Annotated in this window: 22 protein-coding genes; 7 read left to right on the top strand and 15 right to left on the bottom strand. The window is 45.4% G+C overall.

The genetic code is table 11. The features are described 5' to 3' along the window. Positions 1-35: 35 nt before the first annotated feature. The 4 genes from DW183_RS07855 to DW183_RS07840 all read right to left on the bottom strand — a co-directional run bounded on the left by DW183_RS07855 (position 36) and on the right by DW183_RS07840 (position 4841). Positions 36-2078, bottom strand: a complete 2043-nt coding sequence (locus DW183_RS07855; protein WP_118281450.1) for a transglycosylase domain-containing protein — start codon at positions 2076-2078, stop codon at positions 36-38. Positions 2079-2123: 45 nt separating this feature from the next. Further along, positions 2124-2975 (bottom strand): DUF3737 family protein, encoded by an 852-nt coding sequence (locus tag DW183_RS07850; protein WP_118281449.1) that lies wholly within the window; start codon positions 2973-2975, stop codon positions 2124-2126. A 46-nt stretch (positions 2976-3021) separates the two neighbouring features. Next, positions 3022-4191 carry a MalY/PatB family protein gene (locus DW183_RS07845; RefSeq protein WP_118281448.1) on the bottom strand — a complete coding sequence of 390 codons (1170 nt, stop codon included), beginning with the start codon at positions 4189-4191 and terminating at the stop codon, positions 3022-3024. 113 nt (positions 4192-4304) lie between these two features. Further along, positions 4305-4841: a stage V sporulation T C-terminal domain-containing protein gene (locus tag DW183_RS07840; RefSeq protein WP_118281447.1), complete on the bottom strand. Its 537-nt coding sequence runs from the start codon at positions 4839-4841 to the stop codon at positions 4305-4307. A gap of 116 nt (positions 4842-4957) precedes the next feature. Between DW183_RS07840 and DW183_RS07835 the strand changes: the two genes are divergently transcribed. From DW183_RS07835 to DW183_RS07825, 3 genes are read left to right on the top strand one after another with little or no spacing between them, the layout of a single operon-like run. Further along, positions 4958-5563 (top strand): hypothetical protein, encoded by a 606-nt coding sequence (locus DW183_RS07835; RefSeq protein ID WP_118281446.1) that lies wholly within the window; start codon positions 4958-4960, stop codon positions 5561-5563. Next, on the top strand, positions 5544-6911 hold the full coding sequence (locus DW183_RS07830; protein WP_118281445.1) for a hypothetical protein: 1368 nt from the start codon (positions 5544-5546) through the stop codon (positions 6909-6911). Before DW183_RS07835 ends, DW183_RS07830 begins: the two co-directional genes overlap by 20 nt. Next, a complete protein-coding gene (locus DW183_RS07825) occupies positions 6901-7545 on the top strand; it encodes an energy-coupled thiamine transporter ThiT (RefSeq protein ID WP_118281444.1) in 645 nt (214 codons plus the stop codon). The genes DW183_RS07830 and DW183_RS07825 overlap by 11 nt, the downstream gene beginning before the upstream one ends. Before the next feature lie 33 nt (positions 7546-7578). Here the strand turns inward: DW183_RS07825 and DW183_RS07820 are convergent, their stop codons facing one another. The 9 genes from DW183_RS07820 to DW183_RS07780 form a co-directional block, all read right to left on the bottom strand. Next, positions 7579-7992: an EamA family transporter gene (locus DW183_RS07820; protein WP_118281443.1), complete on the bottom strand. Its 414-nt coding sequence runs from the start codon at positions 7990-7992 to the stop codon at positions 7579-7581. Between the two features lie 83 nt (positions 7993-8075). Continuing rightward, positions 8076-8234 (bottom strand): hypothetical protein, encoded by a 159-nt coding sequence (locus tag DW183_RS12445; protein WP_158573040.1) that lies wholly within the window; start codon positions 8232-8234, stop codon positions 8076-8078. A 42-nt stretch (positions 8235-8276) separates the two neighbouring features. Then, a complete protein-coding gene (locus DW183_RS07815; protein ID WP_118281442.1) occupies positions 8277-9683 on the bottom strand; it encodes a sodium-dependent transporter in 1407 nt (468 codons plus the stop codon). A 136-nt stretch (positions 9684-9819) separates the two neighbouring features. Then, positions 9820-10596: a DUF134 domain-containing protein gene (locus tag DW183_RS07810; RefSeq protein WP_118281441.1), complete on the bottom strand. Its 777-nt coding sequence runs from the start codon at positions 10594-10596 to the stop codon at positions 9820-9822. A gap of 127 nt (positions 10597-10723) precedes the next feature. Then, on the bottom strand, positions 10724-11017 hold the full coding sequence (locus tag DW183_RS07805; protein ID WP_118281440.1) for a hypothetical protein: 294 nt from the start codon (positions 11015-11017) through the stop codon (positions 10724-10726). A gap of 393 nt (positions 11018-11410) precedes the next feature. Then, positions 11411-11905 carry a DNA-deoxyinosine glycosylase gene (locus DW183_RS07800; RefSeq protein WP_118281439.1) on the bottom strand — a complete coding sequence of 165 codons (495 nt, stop codon included), beginning with the start codon at positions 11903-11905 and terminating at the stop codon, positions 11411-11413. 296 nt (positions 11906-12201) lie between these two features. Continuing rightward, positions 12202-14703, bottom strand: coding sequence for a glycoside hydrolase family 31 protein (locus DW183_RS07790; protein WP_118281438.1), 2502 nt, complete (start codon positions 14701-14703; stop codon positions 12202-12204). A 155-nt stretch (positions 14704-14858) separates the two neighbouring features. Continuing rightward, positions 14859-16280: an MFS transporter gene (locus tag DW183_RS07785; RefSeq protein WP_243069543.1), complete on the bottom strand. Its 1422-nt coding sequence runs from the start codon at positions 16278-16280 to the stop codon at positions 14859-14861. Positions 16281-16298: 18 nt separating this feature from the next. After that, complete coding sequence (locus DW183_RS07780) at positions 16299-17099, bottom strand: alpha/beta hydrolase (protein ID WP_118281437.1); 801 nt, start codon at positions 17097-17099, stop codon at positions 16299-16301. A 227-nt stretch (positions 17100-17326) separates the two neighbouring features. On the opposite strand from DW183_RS07780, the gene DW183_RS07775 reads away from it, so the two are divergent. The 3 genes from DW183_RS07775 to DW183_RS07765 all read left to right on the top strand — a co-directional run bounded on the left by DW183_RS07775 (position 17327) and on the right by DW183_RS07765 (position 21409). Further along, positions 17327-18145: a helix-turn-helix transcriptional regulator gene (locus DW183_RS07775; RefSeq protein WP_118281436.1), complete on the top strand. Its 819-nt coding sequence runs from the start codon at positions 17327-17329 to the stop codon at positions 18143-18145. A gap of 26 nt (positions 18146-18171) precedes the next feature. Further along, the gene (locus DW183_RS07770) at positions 18172-19179 is read left to right on the top strand and encodes an alpha/beta hydrolase (protein ID WP_118281435.1); all 1008 of its coding nucleotides are present in this window, start codon (positions 18172-18174) and stop codon (positions 19177-19179) included. A gap of 127 nt (positions 19180-19306) precedes the next feature. Then, positions 19307-21409, top strand: a complete 2103-nt coding sequence (locus DW183_RS07765) for a methyl-accepting chemotaxis protein (protein ID WP_118281434.1) — start codon at positions 19307-19309, stop codon at positions 21407-21409. Positions 21410-21504: 95 nt separating this feature from the next. Here the strand turns inward: DW183_RS07765 and DW183_RS07760 are convergent, their stop codons facing one another. Further along, complete coding sequence (locus DW183_RS07760) at positions 21505-23118, bottom strand: sialate O-acetylesterase (protein ID WP_118281433.1); 1614 nt, start codon at positions 23116-23118, stop codon at positions 21505-21507. 62 nt (positions 23119-23180) lie between these two features. Further along, positions 23181-24227, bottom strand: a complete 1047-nt coding sequence (locus DW183_RS07755; protein ID WP_118281432.1) for an alpha/beta hydrolase — start codon at positions 24225-24227, stop codon at positions 23181-23183. Positions 24228-24398: 171 nt separating this feature from the next. Between DW183_RS07755 and DW183_RS07750 the strand changes: the two genes are divergently transcribed. Continuing rightward, positions 24399-24977, top strand: a complete 579-nt coding sequence (locus tag DW183_RS07750; protein ID WP_118281431.1) for a TetR/AcrR family transcriptional regulator — start codon at positions 24399-24401, stop codon at positions 24975-24977. Positions 24978-24991: the final 14 nt, after the last annotated feature.

Raw genomic sequence — 24991 nt, 5'->3', positions numbered from 1 at the left:
CCTCCGTCTTTCTCACTCATGCCTTTCATTGTATGTCATTCGCCCGTCTCTGGCAAGGCATTTTCTGTTGTATCCGTCTGTCCCAGATCGGTCAGGGTCTGATCCAGCGGATGCACAAAGTCGATCGGCTCCAATCCCTCATGCAGCCAGGACATAAAGGCGTACCAGATCTTGCCCGGATAGGTGCCGCCGCCCAGTCCCGGCACTTCTTTTGGGATGTCATAGCCCACCCAAACACTGGTCGTATAGTATGGCGTGTAGCCGACGAACCAGCCATCCTTGTTATCGTTGGTCGTTCCCGTCTTACCGGCGCATGGCATATTGCCAAGTGAATAGCCCCGTCCGGTGCCGGAAGTGATGACCGTCTGCAGCATATCCGTCATCTGACGGCAGGCGTTTTCTTTATAAACGACACTGGCGGTCTGGTCTGCCTGATAGAGCACCTGTCCATCCGCATCCGTGATCTTGATGATACAGGTCGGATTGCGGTAGCCGCCATCATTTTTGATCGTTGCATATCCCTTTGCCATTTCCAGCGCAGATACCCCATTGGTAAAACCGCCCACAGATGCCGGTAGACGCTTGTCATTGGCATCCAGATTGGAAAACTGCATGGATTCCAGATAGGAGATCCCCACTTCCGGTGTGATCTCTTCAAAGATCTTCCAGGCAATCGTATTCTTGGAAAGGGCAACCGCCTGCCGGAGGGTCATTGCCCCGGAATAAGTACCATCGCCATTGACCGGTCCATTCTCGATCGGTTCGTCGACCACAATGGTATCCGGTGTATAGCCCCGCTCCAATGCCGGCGTATAAACAATCAAAGGCTTGATCGCACTTCCCGGCTGTCGGAAACTCTGAAAAGCGCGGTTTAATGTATAGCCCTCGACATCATCCTGACTGCGCCCGCCCACAATGGCACGCACCATGCCGGTCGTATTGTCAATGCAGACCGATGCCCCCTGCAAGGTATAGATACCCTCATCATTTTTTTCATCAAAGCCACCTAAAATATAGTCGATCGATGCCTGCAGCCGGCTCTGCGCCTCCAGATCCAGTGAGGTATAAATGCGGTAGCCTCCGGTAAATAATTTGGCATTACATTCATCATAGAGCGTCTGATACTCGCGGTCGTAGGCTTCTTTTTCCGCATCATCCGAAAATACCGTCTGAAACTCAAAGCCCTCCAGTTCCATCAGCGCGCGGGTCGCACAATAATAGGTAAAGGTCTCCGCGTAGTTATTCTTGATCTCATCCTTTTGCACCGTCTCGATCTTTTCCGCCTTTGCCGTCTCGTAGGAATTTTCCGAGATGACCTTGTCTTCCAGCATGGATTTTAAGATACGATCCCGTCTTGCTTCCGTCTTATCCGGGTTGGTCAAAGGATTGTATAAGGTCGGATTGTTGGGAATGGCGCACAGATAGATCATCTGTGAAAGGGACAGATGGCTGACATCTGTGCCAAAATAGCCCTGCGCCGCCGCCTCGATCCCATAGTAACCATTGGCAAAATACACATTATTGAGGTAGAACTCCAAAATATCCTCTTTGGTATATTTCTTTTCCAGTTCTACCGCAATATACATTTCCTCGATCTTTCGTTCCCAGGTCTTTTCGTTGGAAAGAAAGACCGTACGCGCCAACTGCTGGGTAATGGTACTTCCGCCCTGGGTCACCTCACCGTCCTGGATCATGGCGATCATGGCACGCATAATGCCCCGGTAATCAATTCCCTTGTGCTTGTAAAAGCGCTTATCCTCGGTACTGATGATTGCCTGCTTGATGTAGACAGGAATGTCTTCGTATTCTATGTAGTAGACATCCTTTTCCCCTTTGAGCACCGACAGGGTAGTACCATTGACATCGTAGGCAATACTGGTCTGGTTCTTGCGGAAAGTATCCTTGGAGGAATGGGAAACCAGGCTGACCGCCTCCGTTTTCATGGCACTGACCTTGGCAGCATAGCCTCCCGCATAATAATAAGCCACTGCCGCTACCACCAGCAGCATCAATATCATTTGAAATTTTAAAAAGCCCCATATCTTTTGGGAACGTGTTTTTTTCCTGCGTTTTTTCATGCTCTTATTTTACACGTTAGCCCCAAACGACACAAGGCATTAAAATTAGTCTTTTTTACAGATGATCTTTGTCTTTGATGGGTCGACCTTATCTTTTTCCAGAATCAGTTCGTCGATGGATTCTGCTGTGATCTGCCCTGATGTCGGGTTGATCACACTGTCGATCTTGCTGGTGATCTCTGCGTCCACCGTAGAATATTCAAAAGCAAGCGTCGTATGCAGAAGTTTGCAGTTCTTCATGACCAGATTGTCAATATAACACATACCCTGTAAACTCTCGATCGTACAGTTGATCAGTGTCAGATTTTTGGCATTCCAGCCCAGATATTCTCCTGAGATAAAGGAGTCATAGACCGTGATATTTTCACTGTTCCAAAAAGCATCCTTAGACAGGATATTAGAATTACGGATAGTCACATTGTGACAGCCGTCAAAACTATAATTTCCGACCAGATGCAAGCCATCGATCTCCATATTGTCGGTTCCCATGGCAAAATAATCGCCTTTGGCGCTGACCTGGTTCATGACAACATGATCGCAGTTCCAAAGTGTCTCCTCCGCATGTGGGAAAAATACATTATTTAAGGTCACGTCATTGGCGCGGCGCAAATTCTTCGGTGCCTCAATGGTCGTATTGGTCATGCTGATATGATCGGTATACCAGATGCCTGCTCTTGCCATGTCATACCAGGTACAGTCCTTGACTTCGACATTTTTACAATACCAGAGCGGGTATTTCCACTGGAACAATACATGCTCTAAATACAGGTCGGAACTCTCCTTGAGCGGCGATTCACCTTCACCGAATACCGTATCGTATATGTTGACATGATGGGAACCGAATAAAGAACGTTCGCCCTCATAATATGCCTGTCTGATCTCTTTTACATCACTCATTCTTTCTACCTCTTTTGTCTTTTCTATCTTCTTATTTCTATCTTTCTTATCTTTGCTCTTTATAGGATAGGACACCTGCTTTTAAACGTGCCAGTCCATCCAGAAGCGTCGCTTTCGGGCAGGCGATATTAAGACGCAGGAAGGATCTTCCGTCCCCGCGGTACTGGACACCGTGGGAAACAAAAAGTCCGGTCTTCTCGCGCAGATAATCTGCAAATTCCTGACTGTCTGCCGCGATCTTACTGCAATCCAGCCACAAAAGATAGGTTGCCTCCGATGGCAGCAGATACAGATCCGGTATCTGATTTTCCACAAATTCTGCGACTGTTTTCTTATTTTCATAAATGTAATTCCGCAACTGATCCAACCAGTCTGCCCCCTGGTCAAATGCTGCTACAGCCCCTGTCACCGCAAATACATTTGGCTCAGCGACTTCATCCGTATTGATGCCACGCCATACCTTATGACGGATCCAAGGATTTGGCACGACGATAGCAGATGTCTGCAAGCCTGCCAGATTGAAGGTCTTGGTCGGTGCGATACAGGTAATGCTATTATCCCGGCATGTCTCATTTACGGACGCAAAAGGAATGTATTCCTTGCCCGGATCGGTCAGATCGCAGTGGATCTCATCGGAAACCACAAGCACACCGTGCTTGGTACAAAGTTCTCCGATACGCGCCAAGGTCGCACGATCCCAGATGATGCCTGCCGGATTTTGCGGATTGCAAAGGATCATCATGGACGTCTGCGGATCTGCAAGTTTTGCCTCCAGATCTGCAAAGTCAATATGATAGGCTCCATCTTCATAAACCAGAAGGCTCTCCAGCGCATTTCTTCCATTATTTAATATAGAAGAAAAGAAATGATTATAAACCGGTGTCATGACGAGAACATTCTCCGCCGGTGTCGTCAATTTGCGCACAATGGACGAAAGGGATGGCAGGACTCCTGTAGAAAAAAGCAGCCAGTCCTTTTCGATCGTAAAGCCATGGCGTCTGCCCCACCAGTTGATATAAGCATCATACCACTCCTCCGGCAGATCGGCATAGCCAAACACTCCATGATCCAGGCGTTCCTGCAAAGCCTTGCGGATCTCCGGTGCTGCCGGAAAGTCCATATCTGCGACCCACATCGGCAGTTCATTTTCTTTTACATTCCATTTATAACTATTGGTATTTCGTCTGTCTACCACTTGATCAAAATCGTACTTCATCGTAAACCTCCTCTGTTCCTTACCTATATAGGTTTGCCTGCTATTTTATCAGCACTTTATACTATACCACAACTATAGGATAACAAGGCTACGAATTTTTCTATATGTCCGTCCTAATCTTCCATAATACTGCCCAAAAATTCGGCAGTCGTGCGTACCAAAGTGATCTCCAGGGAAGAAATCTCATCCTGCCCCAAAAGGACAACGGCACCCATGATATCCCCGTGCACATTGACAACGGCAATCGCCTGCTCGGCATATTCCGTCTGGGCTTTGTCAACCAGTGGAATGACATCCTCTGCTTTTTTTGCATGATAATCCTGCCGTCCTGCGATCAGGCTTTCCAACTCTCCCGTGATGGGCTGGTTCTCATATGCCTTCTTGCCATTGCCAGCAGCCGCGATCACATGATCCATGTCTGTGATACAGACCAGTTTACCGGTCGTCTCCGCCAGCACCTTTGCATACTGGGCTGCAAAATTTGCCAGTTCTCCCACCGGAGAATACTTTTTCAAAATGATCTCACCCTCACGGTCCGTATAAACTTCCAGCGGATCGCCCTCCCGGATTCGCAGCGTTCTTCTGATCTCTTTTGGCACAACAATTCTCCCCAGTTCATCTATACGCCGAACAATACCTGTGGCTTTCATCAACATCTTCCTCCAACATCCAAATTTTCTGTGTTATCACTTTTGCGTTAGTATGTGGAAAAAATGAGAATATATGCTATGATATGAATAGAAAATAACAGAAAGGTCATGACCTTATGAATTTTAAATTACAATATGGCGAAGATTTTGACGAAAATTACCTGAAACGCATCATGGAGATCGACGAGATCGTCTATGCAGAAGATGGTTATGTCGGCGAACTGAAAAACATGGTTGCCCGTTATCTGGTCGATCCCCGACAGTTTGTATGTATTGAAGATACCGAGAGCGGACGTCTGGCGGGCTATATCAATTTTATCCCCTGTACCAAGGCGCTCTACGAAGATATCCGCTACCAAAGCGAGCATATCCGCGATGACGATATCAGACCGCAGGAGTTAGAACCCCTGAAACAGACCGGCAATGATCTTTTTATCATATCCATTGCCCTGCACCCGGATTTCAAGGATACCGATGCCATCAAGGATCTGTCCAACGGCTGGATCGACTATCTGAACCGCTTGGAAACTTCCGGCTATCCGATCACAAGCATCACCGCAACCGCCGTATCGCCCGATGGGCGCAAGGCGCTGCACCGCATGCAGTTTGAACAGGAGCGCATCTTAAGAGAGGATGGCAACATTGTTTACGTCTGTGAGGGACAAAACCTCCAAAAACTAAAGAAAAAGGAATTACGATTACATGGCCAATTACGAAAATGATATTTATCTGATGCTCCCGCTGGCGGACAATCAGAAAAACTGGCGTTTGGACGAACTCGGGGTCTTAAAACAGGCATCCTTAGATAAGCAGACAGCATATGCAAGCGTGCCTGATGACTTCTCCCGAAGCCTTTTAAACAATTTACAATCTTATCTGGAATATGAATGCAACAACGTGGTTGTGGATGAGTTGCGAATGGCATATCTGGGACAGTACGAATTTTTACATTCTACGGATGACTATCCCAAGCACGGGGAAGATCCAGATGTGGTCGGGACATCTACTTGCCAGTTGATACTGACGGCACACCAGCCAACCCATATGTATATTCTTACTGTGGTTCTGCCAAAAGATACTGTCAAAGATTTTTCCACCACACAGGTGCTGGATCAGTTGAGCCACGAAAGCCTGTGGATCGCCTGTCCCAAGGATGCCGGGCAATATTTAGGCATCAACACAAAAAAATATGCAGCCATCCCGGACTACGTCGATCTATACGACTACCTCAAGTATAAATATGGACTGCTCAAATGCGGTTCCGGCAAGGCTTTTCTCCTGCTTTCCGATCGCCCGGAAAAGGAAGACGAATTTCGCTGTATGATGGCGGGCGAAACCTACGACAGCCAGCATCAGGATTTCCATATCGCCAGCGACAATATTTCCCAGATCTGTCAGACCAATCATGCACAGTATGACTATTATCAGGTCTATATGTCAGAAATGGTCGTCGCATGTATCATGGAAAACTTTTCTGAAAACATGGAAGAAAGAATTGATATCACGGCAACTTATGCCTTTATCGTAATCCTCGCCATGTTCCAGAATACTTCGATCGAAAAGGTCAATATGCAGATCTCCAATGCTCTGGCCAATGACGGCGACATTTCCCACCAGGAAATCCTGGGACTCTACCGCAATTTCGGAAAGACTGTCCGTTTCTGGGAAAAGAACAACTATAAGTATTGGGGGACACAACAGGAAGCCCAGTGTATCGTGGAAGCCTTTGGCAATAAAGAACTAAAAGAAACCTACTACGAACATCAGGAATTTTTGGAACATATCGTTGAGTTAAAGGGTGCGCAGACAGAAGAACGTAACGGCACCATCTTAAACATCGTTGCCACCATCCTTGCCGTAATCCAGGTACAGGATTTTGTTGTAGAACTCTTGGAAGGTTTTTACAAAAAAGCCGGAATTGACGTTACATACGCCGGCAGCACCTTTTCTACCCTGATCATCTGCGGTACCTTTTCCTTTGTTCTGGTACTCATCATCATCAACCGTATGCGCAGCAAGATGCGTAAAGGCAGCATGCATATAAAGGAGTTAAAAGACTATGACAGCTAAAGAAAAAGGAATTTGGAACAATAAGCCCTTCTGGTGCATCCTTTTATTCGGACTGGCTGTCCTTTGTTCCAGTATCAAAGTTTTGGTCCTGCCACAGGGCGGAAGTCTGACCTATTTCAGCCTCATGATCCTTTGGCTTATGACCTTTATCTACGGACCACGCTATGGTCTGATCGCCTCCGTTTTATTTGGCTTTGTCCGCTTGGGCATCACCCATCTGACCGGAGAATATATCAATCCCAACATCTGGTCTATCCTATTAGAATACCCGATCGCACATGGGGTTTTCTGTCTGGGTGGATTTCTACAGGAACGAGGGCAAAAGAACGATTATACGATTGACGATCACGAACGGATCCAGGCGGAACCATATAAATTACGCATGGGATATGTCATCGGCGTAGCCGCCATGCTCGCCTGCTATGTCATTTCCGCAGAACTTTTCTATCCGCCTTACCGCGATGGATTTTTCAGCAACTTATTTTACAATATCGTCTATGATAGCAGTTATCTTTTGATCGAGGGCAGTTTTTCCCTGCTCCTCTTATGTGTCCCAAAAGTAGCAGATGCCATCTACTACATCAAACATGTGGCGACGCACATTGATGAGGATGACACCTTAGAATGTTTCTAAAGCAGGACATCTGCCATCACTTTTCAGTCCAGATTATAAGACCATAACCAGTGTGCCCACGCCGATCAGGATACAACCGATCAAAGATTTGGCTGTAAATTCCTCGTGCAGAAATACAAATGCCAGTACCAAGGTGATAACGACGCTCAACTTATCGATCGGTACAACCTTAGATGCCTCTCCCATCTGCAAAGCCCTGTAATAGCACAGCCAGGATGCACCGGTTGCCAGACCGGATAAGATCAAAAACAGCCAGGACTTCTTGCTGATCTCCGTGATCCCACTCTGTGTATGGGTCAAAAATACCATCCCCCATGCCATAGCAACAACCACCATGGTACGGATTGCCGTCGCCAGATTGGAATTGACTCCATCAATACCGATCTTAGCCAAAATAGACGTCAAAGCTGCGAACACTGCCGAAAGAACTGCAAATACTGCCCACACAAAAATCATCTCCTCTTACTTGCCTTTCAGTTTCTTACTATCTGCAAATAATTGTACACCTGTATTTTCCAAATGAACAGATTTTATATGAAATGCTTTTCTTTGCAATAGTGATAGATCTCCTGCTTCTGCACTTCCGCAAAATCTTGGGCAACCTCCACTTCCATATTGGCAATGGCATAATAATCTACCAGATCCCGGTCTTTTGTTGCCAGAGAAACCGGTCGTCCCATCAATATCAAAATAGATAATCTTCGCCATACCCACTTTCTCCTATGCTTCGTTTAAGCAACCACAGCAAGTAGGCGATCCAAAAGCCCGGTTGACTGTAGGAAGAGAATTACCATGATGACCGGTGCCACATACTTGATCATAATGTTGTATAAATGCTTTCTGGAAAACTTGCCGTTCGGGTGCTCCATCTCCTCTGCGATCCATTTTGGACCGACGATCCAGCCGACCAATATGGTAGAAAATACCGAAATGAGCGGCATTAGGAAACTGTTGCTGATGTAATCCATAATATCAAGTAACTGTCCGGTCGAGCCATTCGGCAATTTGACTTCGACATAAAATACACTGTAGCCCAGTGCGATCACTGCTGTTGCAATCAGGTAAATGATGGTAAGGACGCCTGTCGTTTTCTTTCTCTCAGTGTGAAATACTTCCATGCAGTTTGCCGTGATGGCTTCCAAAACGGAAATGCAGGAAGTCAGCGCCGCAAATGCTGTCAAAAGGAAAAATACCAATCCGATCACATAGCCCGCTTTTCCCATGGCGTAAAAGGTCTTTGGCAGTGCCACGAACATAAGGCTAGGTCCGGCAGACATGCCATCAATACCGGAAAAGACAAAGATGGCAGGAATGATCATCATACCGGCAAGAATAGCAACGCCGGTATCCACGATCTCGATCTGTGCAACCGATTTATTGATATCCACTTCCTTTTTTACATAGGAACCATAGGTGATCATGATGCCCATGGAAACGCTAAGGGAAAAGAACAACTGGCTCATAGCATCCAAGGTAATCTGCAGGAAACGCGATAGCGTCAACCCAGACATATCCGGCATCAGATAGACTTTGAGTCCATCCAGACCTGTCCGCACGGCTCCACTCTCATCCCCTGATCTTAAAGTCAGGGAGAAGATGGCAATACCAATGACCAGCACAAGCAAGATCGGCATAACAAATTTGGAGCATCGTTCAATGCCGCCCTCAACACCATTATAAACGATAAAGCCGGTAAGCAGCATGAAGATCAAGCCAAACCAGACCGATGATGGGTCTGTGATAAAATCTGTAAAATAATCATCCTTTGCTGCAGCCGCAAAATCGCCTGTCAGATAGACCGTAAAATATTTGAGGATCCATCCTCCGATCACGGCATAATAAGTCATAATGAGCATTGGGACGCAGAAAGTCAGAATACCCAGTTTTTTCCATCCCGGCCGCATAGTCTCATAAGCCGCTATGGCGGACTGTCCTGTCTTTCGTCCGATCGCAATATCTGTCGTCAGCAGGGTAAATCCAAAGGTCAGCACCAAAACGATATAGATGATCAGAAACAGACCGCCACCGTCTTTTGCCACTAAATAAGGAAAGCGCCATAAGTTTCCTACGCCTACGGCACTTCCTGCTGCTGCCAGAACAAACCCGATCTGACCGCTAAAATTACTCTTCTTTTTCATCTTTTTAATTTCTCCTGTTTTTATCGTTATTTTGTATTTTTCCGAAATAGAAAATAACCACTGCGTAAAAATACACAGTGGTTATATTATAGCAAGAATATTCTGTTGTGCCTAGGAATTTCTTCCTTAATTTCCGTTAATTTCCACTACATCCGTGCTTATCTTCGCCACAAGAATGACCACCACAAGAATGACCTTCTCCATGACCATGATGTGAGCACTCTACATTTGGGTTGTATCCCAGATTATTTGCCAAAAGTGCCTCTACTGCTGCATCACAAGATCCTGCCACTCCACCGTACAACTGGATACCAGCCTGTGCCAATGCATTCTGTGCACCGCCACCAATACCTCCACAGATGAGCACATCTACCTTTGCACCTGTAAGAAATCCTGCAAGTGCTCCATGTCCCTGTCCGTTTGTATCCACAACCTGGGTATTTACAATCTTACCATCTTCTACATCGTAAAGTTTAAACTGCTCGGAATGTCCAAAATGCTGAAAAATATTTCCATCCTCATATGTAACTGCGATTCTCATTTGCTTTTCTCCCTTCTCTTGAAACCGGGCACCATACTTATGTCTCTGGCAACCGCCACAATGACATACGTCTTCCTTGCCTTCACAAAGGCGGTAGTCTCCTCCCTCAATACGAAGGGGCATGCCTTCTACGAGTGCTGTCGCAATTTTTGCTCTGGCAGTATTGTAAATCGCCTGCGCTGTTGTCCTTGCCACCTGCATATAACTACTGCATTCTTCCTGTGAAAAACCCTGCTCATCAATCAAGCGGATTGCTTCAAACTCATCAACCGTCAAAACGACTGTTGCCTGATTTTCATCCTGTCCTACAGGCACAAAGTTACATACCTTTGGCATGTGGCATACTTTTCTGCACTTTCTCGGTCTTGGCATGCTACGGCTCCTTTGTTATTGGCATATGCCAGTTAATATTTCCATTCTTACTCTACTCTCATTTATGGCATATGTCAATTACTATTGTAAGTATTTTCCTCTTGAAATGAATATTTTTTACAAATGTTTATCCGTGCAATCCTGCGGACTGACGGATCATATCCTCGACTACGATATCGTAGATTTCCCCGATACTATTACAGTATTCCAAAACCTTCCACGGCTCATTTGTGTGAAAATGTATCTTGATCAGATCTTCGTCTCCTGCTGCGATCAAACAATTTCCTTCAAAATGATCAGTTATATAATCTGCGATCTCATCTTCATCAAGATCTTCATCTCTACGATCGATCAGAAGTTGCGTATCATACCGATAAGCAAACTGATCATCCTCTACATCAACACTATGAATCTCTCCCATGTCGTCCTCCTTCATTATCTTTCATTCTTCTGAATAGGAAGATACCACAAAATCATCCTGAGTGCAATTTTTTCCGCTATTGCCCTGTGTTTATGATCCATACGCTTTAACAAAACTTTAACATCAGAAAAATATTTGTGAAACAGGAAGTGTGTATTCTTTCATCATCAAACAACCGTGTAATCACACACAAAAATTGTTGAAATATGGAAAGGAAGGTTTATGATAATGAAAAAAAGTACATTTATAACTATGCTGTTGGGAACACTCGGAGGCCTGCTTTTTGCCATCTTATGCTTTCTCTTAGCGGTGGCGTTATCAGTCTTATCGTACTTGGCATGGCATTTTATATGATCATCCATGCATCGCGCATACTAAAAAATACAGATCTGATCATTCCAGCATCTGCTTCCAGATAGAAACCAAGCGTTCCACGGAGTATGCCGCATTTGCCGGGCTGGTGGAGGGAAGCGTAACCGCCTCCATACCAAGCACATTCTGCTGGTACTTCTTAAAATATTTTCCCGAGATTGCACCATTACAGTAAACCCTTTTGATCTGCGATTGCTCAATGATGGGCTGCAGGTCTGTCGGCGTGACATTGCGGATACTGCTGTCGCTCGATCCAATGATATCGCAACTATAGATGGTATCCCAAAGTGCAATGTGATTTTCATGCAGCATTTTCTTTTTTTCGTCTATGCTGATTGGGACTTCCACCTGTAATACCGCAGCCATCACTTTCCAGAAACGGTTCTGCGGATGCCCATAGAAAAACATCTGCTCTCTGGATTTCACTGAGGGAAGACTTCCCAAAATCAAAATCTTTGATGCTTCGTCATATAAGGGCGGAAAGGGATGTACGATGTGTTCATAATTTGTATTCATGAGTGATCCTCCAATCCATGCAAATCCAAACGATATATGGTCTGTTCCAGTGTTTCCTCTTCCAGAAACATAATCATATAGATAGGCAAATACACCTTTCTCCCTGCTTTTTGCTATTAAAGTAATGCTCCTTAAATCCTTTTGCCAACAATTCCTGCGCCACCACATTCTCAAACAAAGCGCCATTGTTGGTGGCTTTATCCTTATTTAAAATGGACATTTTCACCCTAATAATACATTGTTTTTTTCAACTTTTCCAACCGGATTTTGCGATTTTTTTCAACTTTTCCAACTTTTCACATGCCAATCAGATCAAATGCTTCAAAGGAAACTACAACCTGATAATCCCTGTGGATATTCGGATACTTGATCTGGACAGATTTTAAGGTCTGGCTATAGTACCAGCCACTCTCTACCGCCTCATAGTCCGAACGATTGAGAAAATGTGGCACCTCCATACCATCGACCCTAACCCAGTAAGGCGACTTTTCACGATGCACCATATCAATATGCATACGCTCGACCGGACTTTCATAACTTCCTGTCTTTACAAAGTTAAGTATGGTCTGCTCTCCCGCTTTCATCTCAATATGTATATTAACGTAGACGCCCTGCTCATAGTCCATGCTTGCGCCGTCATCATCATAGAGATCAAAGGCTGCATCCTGATCCGGCACGCAGAGGATCTTTAAGCCTGTCACCTTTTCCGTCGCCAGATTATAGATCTGATTTTCTGCCATTGGCAGGATGGATCCGCTCTTTAAAAACATTGGAATACTTTCCAGTGTAACCGGAATGCTGATGGTCTGTCCGCCCTCATAGGCTTCTCTCGTCTCAAAATCGTAAAAGATGGTACCCTTTGGCAGATAAACCTCACGCTCTGTAGCACCTTTTTCCACCACATTTGCCACCAAAAGCGAATCGCCCAGCATAAAGGTAGTTCCTTCATTATAACAATGCTCGTCCTCCTGGAAGGCATAGACCAGCGGCTCCATGATCGGCGCGCCCGTCCTTGCCGCTCTTGCCATGAGCGCATACATATAAGGAGACAGGCGATAGCGGAACTGGATAGCATCGCGGATCAGATGCTTGGTGCCACTATACATCCAAGGCTCCGTTACCGTGTTGTCCGTATTGGTCGAATGAATAGAAAAACGCGGCTGGAAAATGCCATTTTGTACCCAGCGCACAAAAAGTTCTTCCTCCGGTGCCGTGCCGTAAAATCCGCCAATGTCACAGCCCTGATTTGCCACACCGGAAAGTCCCATGCCAAGAATGGTCGCGATGTTGTATTTCAGGCTTTCCCAGCAGGTCAGATTGTCCCCTGCCCAGGTCTGCGCATAGCGCTGGATGCCTGCATGACCGGAACGGCACACAGCAAAGGCTCTGGTATTTGGAAAAGTCTCATGGACGGCTTCCTGGGTCAACTGGCACATGAGGTTGCTCATGACCGGCTTGACCTGCCCGATCGTAGCCCCTTTTCCCTCAAAGAACACGCGGGCATCCTTATCCACAAGCCCTTCGTATTCGCAGTTGTCATTCCAGACGGAAGTCACACCGTAAGACAAGAGATTTTCCTTTAAATATTGCTTCCAGTCCTGACGCACACTCTCCTTGGTATAGTCGATATAATTTCCCATACCGCCCCACCAGAGTCCGACTGCCGGCTTATCTTCCTGAGAGTCTTTGACAAACATGCCCTTTTCTTCCATATCCTTTTTATAAGGATGGGATAATAGCATTCCAGGCTTTACATTCGGAGAAACCGTGATCCCGCGCTCTGTCATTTTTTTGAAATGATCTGCCGGATCCTTGAACTTGTCCTTATTCCAGGTGAAGGTATAACGCTTCATGCCCTCCCCGGCATCAATCTCGCAATAGCCGGAGGACAACTGGAATCCATCGATCGGGATTTCTTCTGCCTTTGCGGTGTCGATAAATCCAACGATCGCATCATCTGCATCCTTTGGCAGTTCCGGGTAATACATGGAAGAACCCAGATAACCTAAGGCTGTCTTTGGCAGCATAACAGACTTTCCGGTCAGATCGGTATAGCGTGATACGATCTCTTTCATGGACGGTCCTGCAATAAAGAAAAGATCAATGTCACCGCCATCTATGCGAACGGTGCTGTGGTGCTTGGTATAATTGCTGTGGGATCTTCCCATGTTAAAATCACATTCCCAGGTCGTATGATAAAAATAACCGACTGCCTTTTTCGTCTTTTCATTCAGTTTCAGATAGAATGGGATGTGCTTATAAAGGGCATCTGTTTTTTCCGGATTATAGCCCATGCAGTCTCCCGGTGCCGTCTGCATAAATGCTTCTCGCTTGTTGATCTGCCCCGTACGCTCGCCAAAGCCATAGTAATCATCTTCTGCTTCCATGACACAGGTATGGATACGCCGTCCGTTGCTGTCACAGAGCCAACCGCGATATGGGATATCCTCGTGCAAAAGTGTTCCCTCTTCATCGTAAATCTGCAAAAGAAATGGATCTTTTTGTACCACAACTTTTAACTTTGTCCCCTGCAATACCACCTTGGATGCATCTTCTGTCATCACAGCATCCGCTGGCGTAATTCTATGACGATATCCTTTTAAAACCTCATCCATGCGGTCTTCCCAGGCTGTCATCACAAGCGAATACGATTCCTCCGCAAAATCCCCTGTAAAGCCTGCGCGAATACGCACAATATCGTCGGTCAAAAACAAGATACGCATCTCTATCACGTTGGTCGATAGTACAAACGTCTGCGCTCTTTTTTCCACTCCAAGCAATCTTTCTACAATCTTCATGGTAAATCCCCTTCTACATATTATATTAAGCCTTTGTCAATTTCTTTCTTATATTGTCATACTAACAAAGAAGAGACAGCAAATCTACACCAATTCTGCTGTCTCTCACTTCATTCTTTTACATATCTTGCTATAATATTTTTTTAATATCAGCTCTACTGTGCTTTTTTCTCAGCAATAGCATCTACGTTTGCCTGCACTGCCTTCTTTGACAATGGATAGAGGAATGCAAGTGATGCTGCAAGAACCAGGAATCCAATTGCAGGGAAAAGTGTGGTCACATCATAAATTCCATTGACAACGTCAGGATCAAATGCTGTTGCACTGCTATATCCTACGATAGAAAGAAGAAGACCTGTTAATCCATTCGCAGCAGCCTGTCCTAATTTTCTTGCAAAAGAATATACAGAGTAAACGGTTCCATCACTACGAATATTTTTCTTTACTTCAATATCATCGATTACATCAATAATCATTGCCCAGCACATGATGTTAAAGAATGACATTCCCGCATATGCCAACATATAAAGTGCGATAAATACGGCTACGCTGGTTGTATGCACAAAGTATGCAATGAACATAGAACCTGCACCTATAAAAGCACCAACAACAGCCAATTCTTTCTTACCAAATTTAGCAGCAAGTTTTGTTACGAAAGTTGACATAACAAGCACAACACCACAACCAAGTAGACCACTCATAGAAAGTGCTTTTGCACTGTTAAAGTAGTTTGGATAAATGTAGTTGTTCATTCCGGAAAGTGTCATCTGCACCAAAAGGAAAACAAGTGCTGATACAACAATACCTACGAATGCACGGTTTGTAAACAATACGCCGAAGAGTTCAAATACATTTTTCTTCTCTTCCGGTGCTTCCATCTTTACACGCTCCGTAGAAAGATGATAGCAGATGAGGTATACCAGAACAGCCAAAATAGAGCATACACCGGAAGCCAGCATTGTCTTGCTTCCACTTAACACCTGATGTCCTTCTGCATCTGTCGTATATACAACCATTGGCAGAATTACAACAATAACAATCTGTGCCACTGTAGCACCAATGGTTCTCCAGTTAGAAAGCATTGCTCTTTCTTCTGGCTTGTCGCTCATTGCAGATGCCATAGAACCATATGGAATGTTTACACCGGTATAACATACAGAACCCCAAAGGATATAAGTAAAGAACATCCAGAATACCTTAAATCCCATTGGCTTATCTGCAAAGTATGGTGCGAAAATCAGAAAAGATGCCACTGCAACCGGACCTGCGAAACGACGTACCCATGGAGCAAATTTTCCCTTTGCAGTATATCCGGAACGGTCTACTACCTGTCCCATAGCTACGTCCGTAAAAGCATCCACTACTTTTGCTGCCATCATCAGTGTTCCCACAAGTGCTGCACTAACACCCATGATATCTGTGTAAAATTTCATCATAAACAGTGCTGCGATAACAAAAGTTAAATCGTTTGCAAAATCGCCTGCTGCATAACCAATCTTATCTCTCAGACCAAATGGTCTTTTTGCATTTTCTTCAAATTGCGCCATTACTGCCGCATCATTTTTGTTTTTACTCATTGTTTCTTTCCCTCCAAATTACTGTAAAAGCCAATCTAAAATATCCTGAATATATTTGTCCCAAAATGTCCAGTCATGACCGCCTGCGTCTTCTTTATATACGAGATCTGCATTTTTCTTCTGTAAAGTGTCTCTTACATGCAGATTGGACTGATATAAAAAGTCATCTGTTCCAACGGCCTGATACAGCTTTGGAACACAACCCTTTGCCACATCCTGATCATACAGTGCAAATAAATCATAGTTACTTCCGGCTAATTTTTTCGGATCACCAAAAGAATCTTCCCATGAAAACGGATTGTTTTCATTTTCTTGGATGGTTGAACTCTGATACAAACCGGCAATATCAAGTGCTCCCGACATACTTGCTGCTTTTGCATAAAGATCTGGTCGGCTTAAGCCTAAATACCAGGCACCGTATCCTCCCATGGAAAATCCGGCAATATAGGTCTTTTCACGATCCTTTGTGACCGGGAATACACTCTGTATGAAAACCGGTAATTCCTCTGTAAAGAATGTCTTATACTTTTTACCGCTCTTTAGATCCTGATAAAAAGAATTTTCTGCGGATGCCATAACAACAACAATCCCTCGATCTTGTGCATACCTGTCAATGTTACTGTAACGAATCCATGAAAAGGCATCGCCGTAGGCACCATGGAGCAGATAAAGTACAGGAAGTCCTGCTTCATAATCATATTTTTCTGTATGATTGATTTCTGTAATTTCCTCACTGCTTCCCGGCGTTGGAACAAATACATTTAATGTAATGTTGCTTCCTAATGAGAAACTATAATAATGTGTTTCCATCAATGCCATTTTTTTCACCTCCTCTATTTTTATCGCAATTTCTTTTTCTTGTCTCTTGCGTTTCTGGGAAAATGGTAGCAAAATGGCAATAGCAAAACTACACCATTTTTGTTTTGTGCGTGACATTTTTTTACAAATCTTGTTGTTTCGCGACAGATCTGTAGATAAAACTAACAATTTTTCTTATGATGATGCCAAGTTTTTGGGTAAAAATTTGGGTAAAAAGGAGGTCAAAAATGATCGATCGTGCCGCTATCTTAATGGAACAGGGTGCCTCCATTGCCTGTCATCGCGTGGAGGGCATGAATGACAATATGTCACATTCCCATTACCATACTTACTTTGAACTCTATTTTTTAGAGGGAGGCGAGCGTCACCACGTCATGCAGGATCAACAGTATGAGACCAAGGTCGGCTCTTTTATGATCTTTGCACCTTATATCATGCATTATTCTTTTTCCGATCATGATGTATCTTTCAAGCGGACAGTCCTCTATTTTAAAGATGAGGCAGTCGCATCCCCGGTGCTTCTGGATCTTTTAAAAAATGGAAGCGGCTTGTATGAACCGGAGCAGAAGATCTCCTCCTCCATTCATTTTTTATTAAATGAACTGCAAAAAGAGCAGGAAAGGGATGATCCTTTGCATGAAACAGCTATGGAAAATCTGCTCAATACTCTGCTGCTTACCATCATGCGCAGCACCCAGGTATCGCCAAAGCCGGAGACCCAGAGCCGCATGGCAAAGGTGATCTCTTATATTGAGAAAAACTATCAGCACGAATTGCGTTTACAAGATATCGCGGCTGAATTTTATGTGAGCGAATATTATCTCTGCCATGAATTCAAGAAGTACACCAACCGCACCATCGTCCAGTACATCAATGCCCTGCGCATCCTGCACGCCCAGCGCCTGATCACAGAAAGTGACCTGAATTTTACCAAGATTGCCGAGCAGACCGGATTTTCTTCCCTGACACATTTTAACCGGACCTTTAAATCCGTCGTGGGAACCTCACCATCCGCCTACCGCAAGGCAAACCCAAAACATGAATAGATCATAAGAAAAAGGAGTGACGTACAATGCAATATCATGAGATCACACCGGACATGACCATCGGTGATCTGGTCAAATCCGGTGTTTACGGCGACTTTGCCAACTTCATCTTTACCGACATGACACCGGACCACTGGAATTGCCCGCTAAGGGATTACGGCTTTGATAAAGTCGGTTTTGTACCAACCTTACACCGTATGGAGGAACTGGCTGCCTCCGGCAAAAAATATGTTTATCCCATCTATGATGAGGAAACCCGCCTGAGCCAGTGGGACAAAGCCAAATCATATCTTTTACATTTTCCGGGTCCTAAGGCAGATCTGCCATACGCCGTCGTCATCCCGGGTGGCGGTTTTAACCGGCAGTGGGGCTTGATCGAGGGCATGGCGATCGCGGCAGAACTGAACCATCACGGTTACACTGCCTTTGTCTTGTACTACCGCACCAAAAACCAACCGGTCATCCCAAACGCGATTGAAGACATGCATACTGCTATTCGTTTTATCGAAGCACATGCCGGTGATTTTCAGGTACAAAAGGGACACTATATTTTAGGTGGTTTTTCTGCCGGAGCGACCCTTGCCGGGGAAATGGGCTCTGACAACCTTGGCTGGAGATCTGCAAGCCTTCCAAAACCGGAAATGATCTTCTTAGGCTATACCGCCATTGATATGCATGCCTTTTTTGACACCTATCAGGCATTTCCTGCCGGTCACCCGGCGCACGATGGCATGGGCGATTTTCTGCGCCGCATTGGTGGACCGGAATTTACCTGGGAAAGCCTGGCGCCATACCAACTGGTCGATCATATGGATGCCTCTTATCCGCCGGTCTATCTGACGGCAAATGAAGATGACGGCACCGTCCCCTTTTCCAACAGTCTGCTCATGGAAGAAACCTGTCAAAGATTAGGCATTCCGCACAAATGCAGATTTGGAAAAGCAGGCGGACACAGTTTCGGACTGGGAAAGGGACTTGCCGTAGAAGGATGGCTGGAAGATGCTCTGGCATTCTGGCAGTCTCTGCCCTCATAAATCTATGGCAAAATAGCAAGTCAGGTATTGCATCCATTTCATATATTCATTAAAATATACATAAGTATAAGTTGATCCAGAGACCGTGCCAACTCCACGTTTTTGGTCCACAAAGGAGAATAAATATATGGAATACGACGAAAACCTTTTTAAAGCAAAAGCGAATCGACGAGCACGCAACATCTGGCTTGTTTTTTCTCTCTTGCTGACTGCCAACTATGGTGCTGATGTTGCTAACGGTCTGAACACACCGATCTATTATCTGATGTTCTTACTTCTCTGCTGGGTGCCATTTTTATCCGGTCAGATCCTTATGAAAGTAAAGGGTGCCGACACCGACCTCTATCGCTATGATCTTGCGATCGGTTATGGCATTTTTTATCTCTTTGTTATCTGTACTACAGAGTCACCGATCGCCTTTACCTATGCCCTTCCGGTGACCAGCCTTTTAGTACTCTATAAAGACAAACAATTTATGAAATACTGCGGTATCATCAATACCGGCATGGTCATCTTCAGTTGCGCATATCATTATCTGCACGGTTTTAACTCCGCAGCAGACACCAAGAACTACCAATTGCAGATTGCCTGCATCATCCTCTGCTATATATGCTATGTCCGTTCTATCCAGCATCTGAATGAGTCAGACGGAGCTATGACCGACAGCATCAAGTCAGATCTGCACCGCGTTGTTACCACAGTGGACAAGGTAAAGTCTGCCAGCAACTCTATCTTGGACGGCGTGACGGTTGTCCGCGAACTTGCTTCCGAGAATAAGCACGGCGCTGATGTCGTTATGCTGGGCATGAACGAATTAACCGGCAACAACACACAGTTGCAGGATCGCACGACTTCCTCTATGGATATGACGACCGACATCAATGCACAGGTACAACATGTTGCCGCCATGATCGAGGAAATGGTGGAACTGACCCGCGAGTCCGGTGTCCATGCACAAAGCAGTTCTTCCGACCTGGATAGTTTGATCGAGACAACGCAAGTCATGTCCAACTTATCAAACGAAGTAGACCATATATTACATGATTTCAAAAGTGAATTTGAGATGGTAAAGGAAGAGACCGGTACCATTGACAATATTTCCAGCCAGACCAACCTGTTGGCTCTCAACGCTTCCATCGAAGCAGCCAGAGCCGGAGAAGCAGGCAAAGGTTTTGCCGTTGTTGCCGAGGAGATCCGCAAGTTGAGTTCCGAAACCAGCGCATCTTCCGGTCAGATCCAGAATGCTCTGGTCCGTCTGGAAGAGACCTCTGCCAAGATGATGACCTCCATGGAAAAGACACTGGAACTCATCCAGCAGACCATGGAAAAGGTGACACAGACCGGCGAGAATGTCAAAAAGATCAACGAAGATTCTTCCCAGTTGGGCGATCATATCCAGGATATCGATTCTGCTATGCGTGAGGTCGAGACATCCAACTCACAACTGGTAGAGAATATGGAGCAGGTTTCTGACATCATGAGCCATATGACCAACTGCATCAATGACTCCGATGAGACCAGCAAGCGTATGCTCAGTAAATACGAAGAAAGTGCCAACAATATCAATTCCATCGAGTCCGTCATTGAAAGCCTCATGTGTGAACTCGGTTTTGGCGGATTTATGGGAATCGAGGATGTGGAAGCCGGAATGAAAGTTCTCTTTACCTTAGAGGGAGAGACTGAGCCGCATCACGGCGAATTGGTAGAGCAGACACAGGACGGACTCCTTATTAAGACAAGCGAGATCCTTAGCCTGCATGGGGTTACCGGTTGCGAGGTTCAGGTCGTTGTCGGCAATGTCCTCTATTGCTGGAACAAGGCAAGTCTGGATCCAAATACCGACCACAACCGCAATTACAGCATCCACATCACAGGTCGCCCACGCATCAACAATCGCCGTAAATATCCGCGTATTGATGCCAACAACACCTGTACGATCACCATGGCTGACAGCGGAAAGACCTATTCCGGCAAACTGGACAACATCAGTGCCAATGGCTTTGCTTTCCTGTCCAGCGATCCGGTCTTTACCGATGCCAAGGGACAATCCCTTACCATCACGATCAATGACTTTGCACTGGCATCCCACAACGTGTTAGACGGACGGATCATTCGCTGTTCCGATCACGATGGCACCTACATCGTTGGCTGCCAGATGCCTGACGACAATGTTTATATCATGGAATATATCGAAAGTCGTTTGCGGGATGGCGCTACAAGTTTTCAGTAAGTCTTCAGACTTCCTAAATATCAAAAATGTGCTAAAAAGTCCGGGATAACCTTTTTTCTTACGGTCATCCCGGACTTTCTTACAGCCACAACTTCTTAACAACGCGTTTCAAACGGAATAGCAGGAATTCCTGCTGCATTAAACAAATTCACCTGATACCAGGCATCTCTTGCAAAACGAATCTGTAAAGAACCCTCTGTCATTTCTTCCAATCTCAAAACCAGACTGTCTCCGTCTACCAAAGCCTGATAAGAAATTTCTCTGCCATTCTCAAGCACTGACAAGGCATTGATGGAATCTCCTGCGATCTCAAGCCCTTCTTTTGCATATGCCATCTTTATACGGATCGTATCACCCTCACGTTTTATCCCTTCCGGTCTCGGTGCCTCGCAGAGGATATCCTCTCCATATAGATATTTTCTTGCCAAAAGCGCCAAGCGATGTCCCACCGTGCGCTTATCTTTCGGATGAATATCATGTTCTTCGCCGACATCAGCAATAGATGCCATATATAGGCCATCGACTGTTTTTGCTGCTTCTTCCTGACAGCGACGGATTGTCGCATAATCCAGATTGGTCTGCATCATCCAGTCTCTCCAGCCCGGCAACTGCACCTCAAAAAACGGAAGTGCTTCGTCCTTCCATAATTTGCGCCAATCACTGACCAGTCCCTTCATCATATCGGTATAAAGCGACTGCAAGCCCGGCACATCATCGCTCTCGCCCTGATACCAAAGTACCCCACGTGCAGAAAATGGGGCAATCTGCTTTACCATATGCTCATATAAAATTCCCGGCATAGTTCTGGCGTCTACATATTCTATACGATAGGCTTCCATTGTTTTTGCCATCATCTCCTGCAGCGATGCATTCTCATCGAGTCCCAATGCCTTTTTCTGCTCTGCCAGTGCCTCAGGTGACATACTTTCCAGCCCCTTTTGTGCCATATCCATCATGGCTTTTCCGATTTCTTCCATGGATGGTGTTCTCGGAAGAACCACCTGATCAAAAGGACTCAGGCAAGGCTTTCCTGCATCGCTCTGCGGATCTGCCTTCCTCTCCGCCCAGAACTGCTCCATATCCTTGCCTTCCACTGACTTTTCCCACTTTTCCATCCATGGTTTTCCTACACGTTCCACAGTATCCTGGTCCATCCATGCACAACTGTAGGTACCGCCCCAGTTGCATCCTATAATACCGACCGGAACGCCGACCTTTTCTCTGATCTCCTTGGCAAAGTAAAAAGCAACCGCAGAAAAATATCCCAGATTCTCCTCGGATGTGGCTCTGCGCCATCTGCCTACTGCACTGTAATCAAAGTCGCTATCCTGTTCCTCATAAAACTTCTTTGGTACATCAAAAAAGCGCAACTCATGATCATCCAGCCCCATGACCTGCTCATGATATTTTTCATAGCGCAGAGGGAATTCCATATTAGACTGTCCGCCGGCAATGTAAACCTCACCGATTGCTATATCTTCCAGAGTCATTGTCTCTATCCCATCACTCACCTGCAGCATCTCTGACGCAGAAGCCTCGAGGGGCTCGATTTTCAGGCAAAAATGACCTGTTTCATCTGCCATTACCTCAGCGCTCTTTCCCTGAATCTCAGCCCTTACCATCTGATTTGGCTGACTCTCTCCCCAGATATATACTGGTTTTTGTCTCTGTAAAACCATCCCATTTGAAAATACTTTTGCAAGTTTCATTTCCTACCTCCATCTGACTCTATTTGTGTGGTATCTCCACCTTAATCATACAATACTGATCTTTACTTGTTCGGAATCTGACGCAATTGCTCATCCACCTGATCGATCAAATCTTGCGACATTCCCGCATAAGTAACAGCATAGGATAACAAATGTCGCAGGGTCATAAGTTTTAACGCCTCCATCATGGCTGCTCCATCTACCTGGGCTGCCTGCTCCTGACCTTGTCCTGCACTCATATGCATAATTGGCTCAATGATCTTCATCGCTTCCGGCTTTCCGGACAAATAGGCCATGGTACAGTCAACATTTAAGAATGGCTCACGATTTCCATTGATACTTTTTGAAAAACGTGGCTGCTTCATCTGCCCATTCGCAAAATCTCCCATAATATCCTTAAGCCACTCAATCGAATCTGCCACCCAGTGTGGCACGCGATTGCAGTATTCCTCCGGATTTGGAACTACCGATGTATTACATACGCTATAGCCATGCGCTCCATGGGAATAAATATGACTTTCAAACATGATCTCATGCTTCTCCAGCGCATCAAGCAAATGAATAGTATTCTTAACCGGTACCACATTGTCTGTTCTCGTTGCAAACACAAAGCAAGGACAGGTATTATCATCCACGGCTGCAATAACATCCGGTGCCGTCTTCTCATAAATCTTAGCACAATCTCCTTCAATAACGGGATAGCCCAGAATCGCCGCATATGGACGATGCTGACTCATCGTTGCCGCACTGGCCGCCAGATGTCCACCGGCGGAGAACCCGATTACCACGATCTTATCCGTCAGGACTTTCCACTCATCTGCCCGCTCCTCAATCAAAGCCATGGCCTGCTCATAATCATCTAATGGATTCGGCCAGACAGAATCCTCTCCCACCGAATAGCGCAGGATAAAAGCCTGATAGCCTGCCTCAAGATAAGGAAAGGCTACCGGATCTGCCTCTCTGTCAGAACACATAGAATAGCCCCCGCCCGGCAAAATCAACACAGCAGGCCGCTTACTGATATGATTAAATTCTCCTTCCACCGGCTGTGTGTATGCTGTCAGCGTCACATTTCTTTCCCCATTCAATACGATTTTCTCTACGTCCATTATCTTCTCCTTTTCGTTTTATAAAATGAATTAACATTATATTAACTCGTTTTACACTGTGTTGCAAGATATATTTGTTTTTTTCACAAGTAACGTGTTATACTAATGTAGCATTGTAGTAATTTTATACAAAATCAAACATTTTCCAAAAGTTAAAAGGGGATATTATATATGGATCAAACTGCTTATTTTGAACAGATGCGCCAGAAACGGCGCAGTGAAATCTTAGAAACGGCACGCCGGATGATACTGGATCAGGGACTTTTTTCATTCTCTATGCAGGGATTGGCACAGACGCTGGATGTATCTACGGTCACATTGTATAAATATTATAAGAATAGTATTGCGATCATTGAAGACCTTTACCAGACAACCACCGGCACCTTATTCCGGTTCCCGGATCTTTTTCCCACACAAAAAAAGCCAGAAGATCTGGCTTTGGAGTATATTTCCCTGATTCTTGACGACATGATCTGCCGCCGGGAGGATTTTCGTCTGGTCATGACCCTTGGGCTCTACATCTATCCTGCCGATCCGGTAACAGAGATCCTGCCGGCAGAGCCTTTCTTGCAATATCTGCAAGAGACTCTGCCGCCGGAAGTCTGCGCTCTTTCGCGTGATAATTCGGACTTTCTCTCCTTTGCCACAGATGCCTGCCTATCTTTTATGCAGTCTGTTGCCACCCAGAACAAGCCGGATCTCAGACAGATGAAAAGTCAATTATTATTGTCTTTGTCACTGTGGTTTTAGCGCACAAAGGCATA

Source organism: Roseburia sp. AM16-25 (assembly GCF_003473825.1).
Classification (GTDB): Bacteria; Bacillota; Clostridia; order Lachnospirales; family Lachnospiraceae; genus Pararoseburia; species Pararoseburia lenta.
This window is presented reverse-complemented; position numbering and strand designations above follow the sequence as displayed.

Excerpts from the sequence above, each read along its gene's own strand:
- DW183_RS07855 (WP_118281450.1), bottom strand. The coding sequence starts at position 2,078 with ATGAAAAAACGCAGGAAAAAAACACGTTCCCAAAAGATATGGGGCTTT.
- DW183_RS07850 (WP_118281449.1), bottom strand. The coding sequence starts at position 2,975 with ATGAGTGATGTAAAAGAGATCAGACAGGCATATTATGAGGGCGAACGT.
- DW183_RS07845 (WP_118281448.1), bottom strand. The coding sequence starts at position 4,191 with ATGAAGTACGATTTTGATCAAGTGGTAGACAGACGAAATACCAATAGT.
- DW183_RS07840 (WP_118281447.1), bottom strand. The coding sequence starts at position 4,841 with ATGAAAGCCACAGGTATTGTTCGGCGTATAGATGAACTGGGGAGAATT.
- DW183_RS07835 (WP_118281446.1), top strand. The coding sequence starts at position 4,958 with ATGAATTTTAAATTACAATATGGCGAAGATTTTGACGAAAATTACCTG.
- DW183_RS07830 (WP_118281445.1), top strand. The coding sequence starts at position 5,544 with ATGGCCAATTACGAAAATGATATTTATCTGATGCTCCCGCTGGCGGAC.
- DW183_RS07825 (WP_118281444.1), top strand. The coding sequence starts at position 6,901 with ATGACAGCTAAAGAAAAAGGAATTTGGAACAATAAGCCCTTCTGGTGC.
- DW183_RS07815 (WP_118281442.1), bottom strand. The coding sequence starts at position 9,683 with ATGAAAAAGAAGAGTAATTTTAGCGGTCAGATCGGGTTTGTTCTGGCA.
- DW183_RS07810 (WP_118281441.1), bottom strand. The coding sequence starts at position 10,596 with ATGCCAAGACCGAGAAAGTGCAGAAAAGTATGCCACATGCCAAAGGTA.
- DW183_RS07805 (WP_118281440.1), bottom strand. The coding sequence starts at position 11,017 with ATGGGAGAGATTCATAGTGTTGATGTAGAGGATGATCAGTTTGCTTAT.
- DW183_RS07800 (WP_118281439.1), bottom strand. The coding sequence starts at position 11,905 with ATGAATACAAATTATGAACACATCGTACATCCCTTTCCGCCCTTATAT.
- DW183_RS07790 (WP_118281438.1), bottom strand. The coding sequence starts at position 14,703 with ATGAAGATTGTAGAAAGATTGCTTGGAGTGGAAAAAAGAGCGCAGACG.
- DW183_RS07785 (WP_243069543.1), bottom strand. The coding sequence starts at position 16,280 with ATGAGTAAAAACAAAAATGATGCGGCAGTAATGGCGCAATTTGAAGAA.
- DW183_RS07780 (WP_118281437.1), bottom strand. The coding sequence starts at position 17,099 with ATGGCATTGATGGAAACACATTATTATAGTTTCTCATTAGGAAGCAAC.
- DW183_RS07775 (WP_118281436.1), top strand. The coding sequence starts at position 17,327 with ATGATCGATCGTGCCGCTATCTTAATGGAACAGGGTGCCTCCATTGCC.
- DW183_RS07770 (WP_118281435.1), top strand. The coding sequence starts at position 18,172 with ATGCAATATCATGAGATCACACCGGACATGACCATCGGTGATCTGGTC.
- DW183_RS07765 (WP_118281434.1), top strand. The coding sequence starts at position 19,307 with ATGGAATACGACGAAAACCTTTTTAAAGCAAAAGCGAATCGACGAGCA.
- DW183_RS07760 (WP_118281433.1), bottom strand. The coding sequence starts at position 23,118 with ATGAAACTTGCAAAAGTATTTTCAAATGGGATGGTTTTACAGAGACAA.
- DW183_RS07755 (WP_118281432.1), bottom strand. The coding sequence starts at position 24,227 with ATGGACGTAGAGAAAATCGTATTGAATGGGGAAAGAAATGTGACGCTG.
- DW183_RS07750 (WP_118281431.1), top strand. The coding sequence starts at position 24,399 with ATGGATCAAACTGCTTATTTTGAACAGATGCGCCAGAAACGGCGCAGT.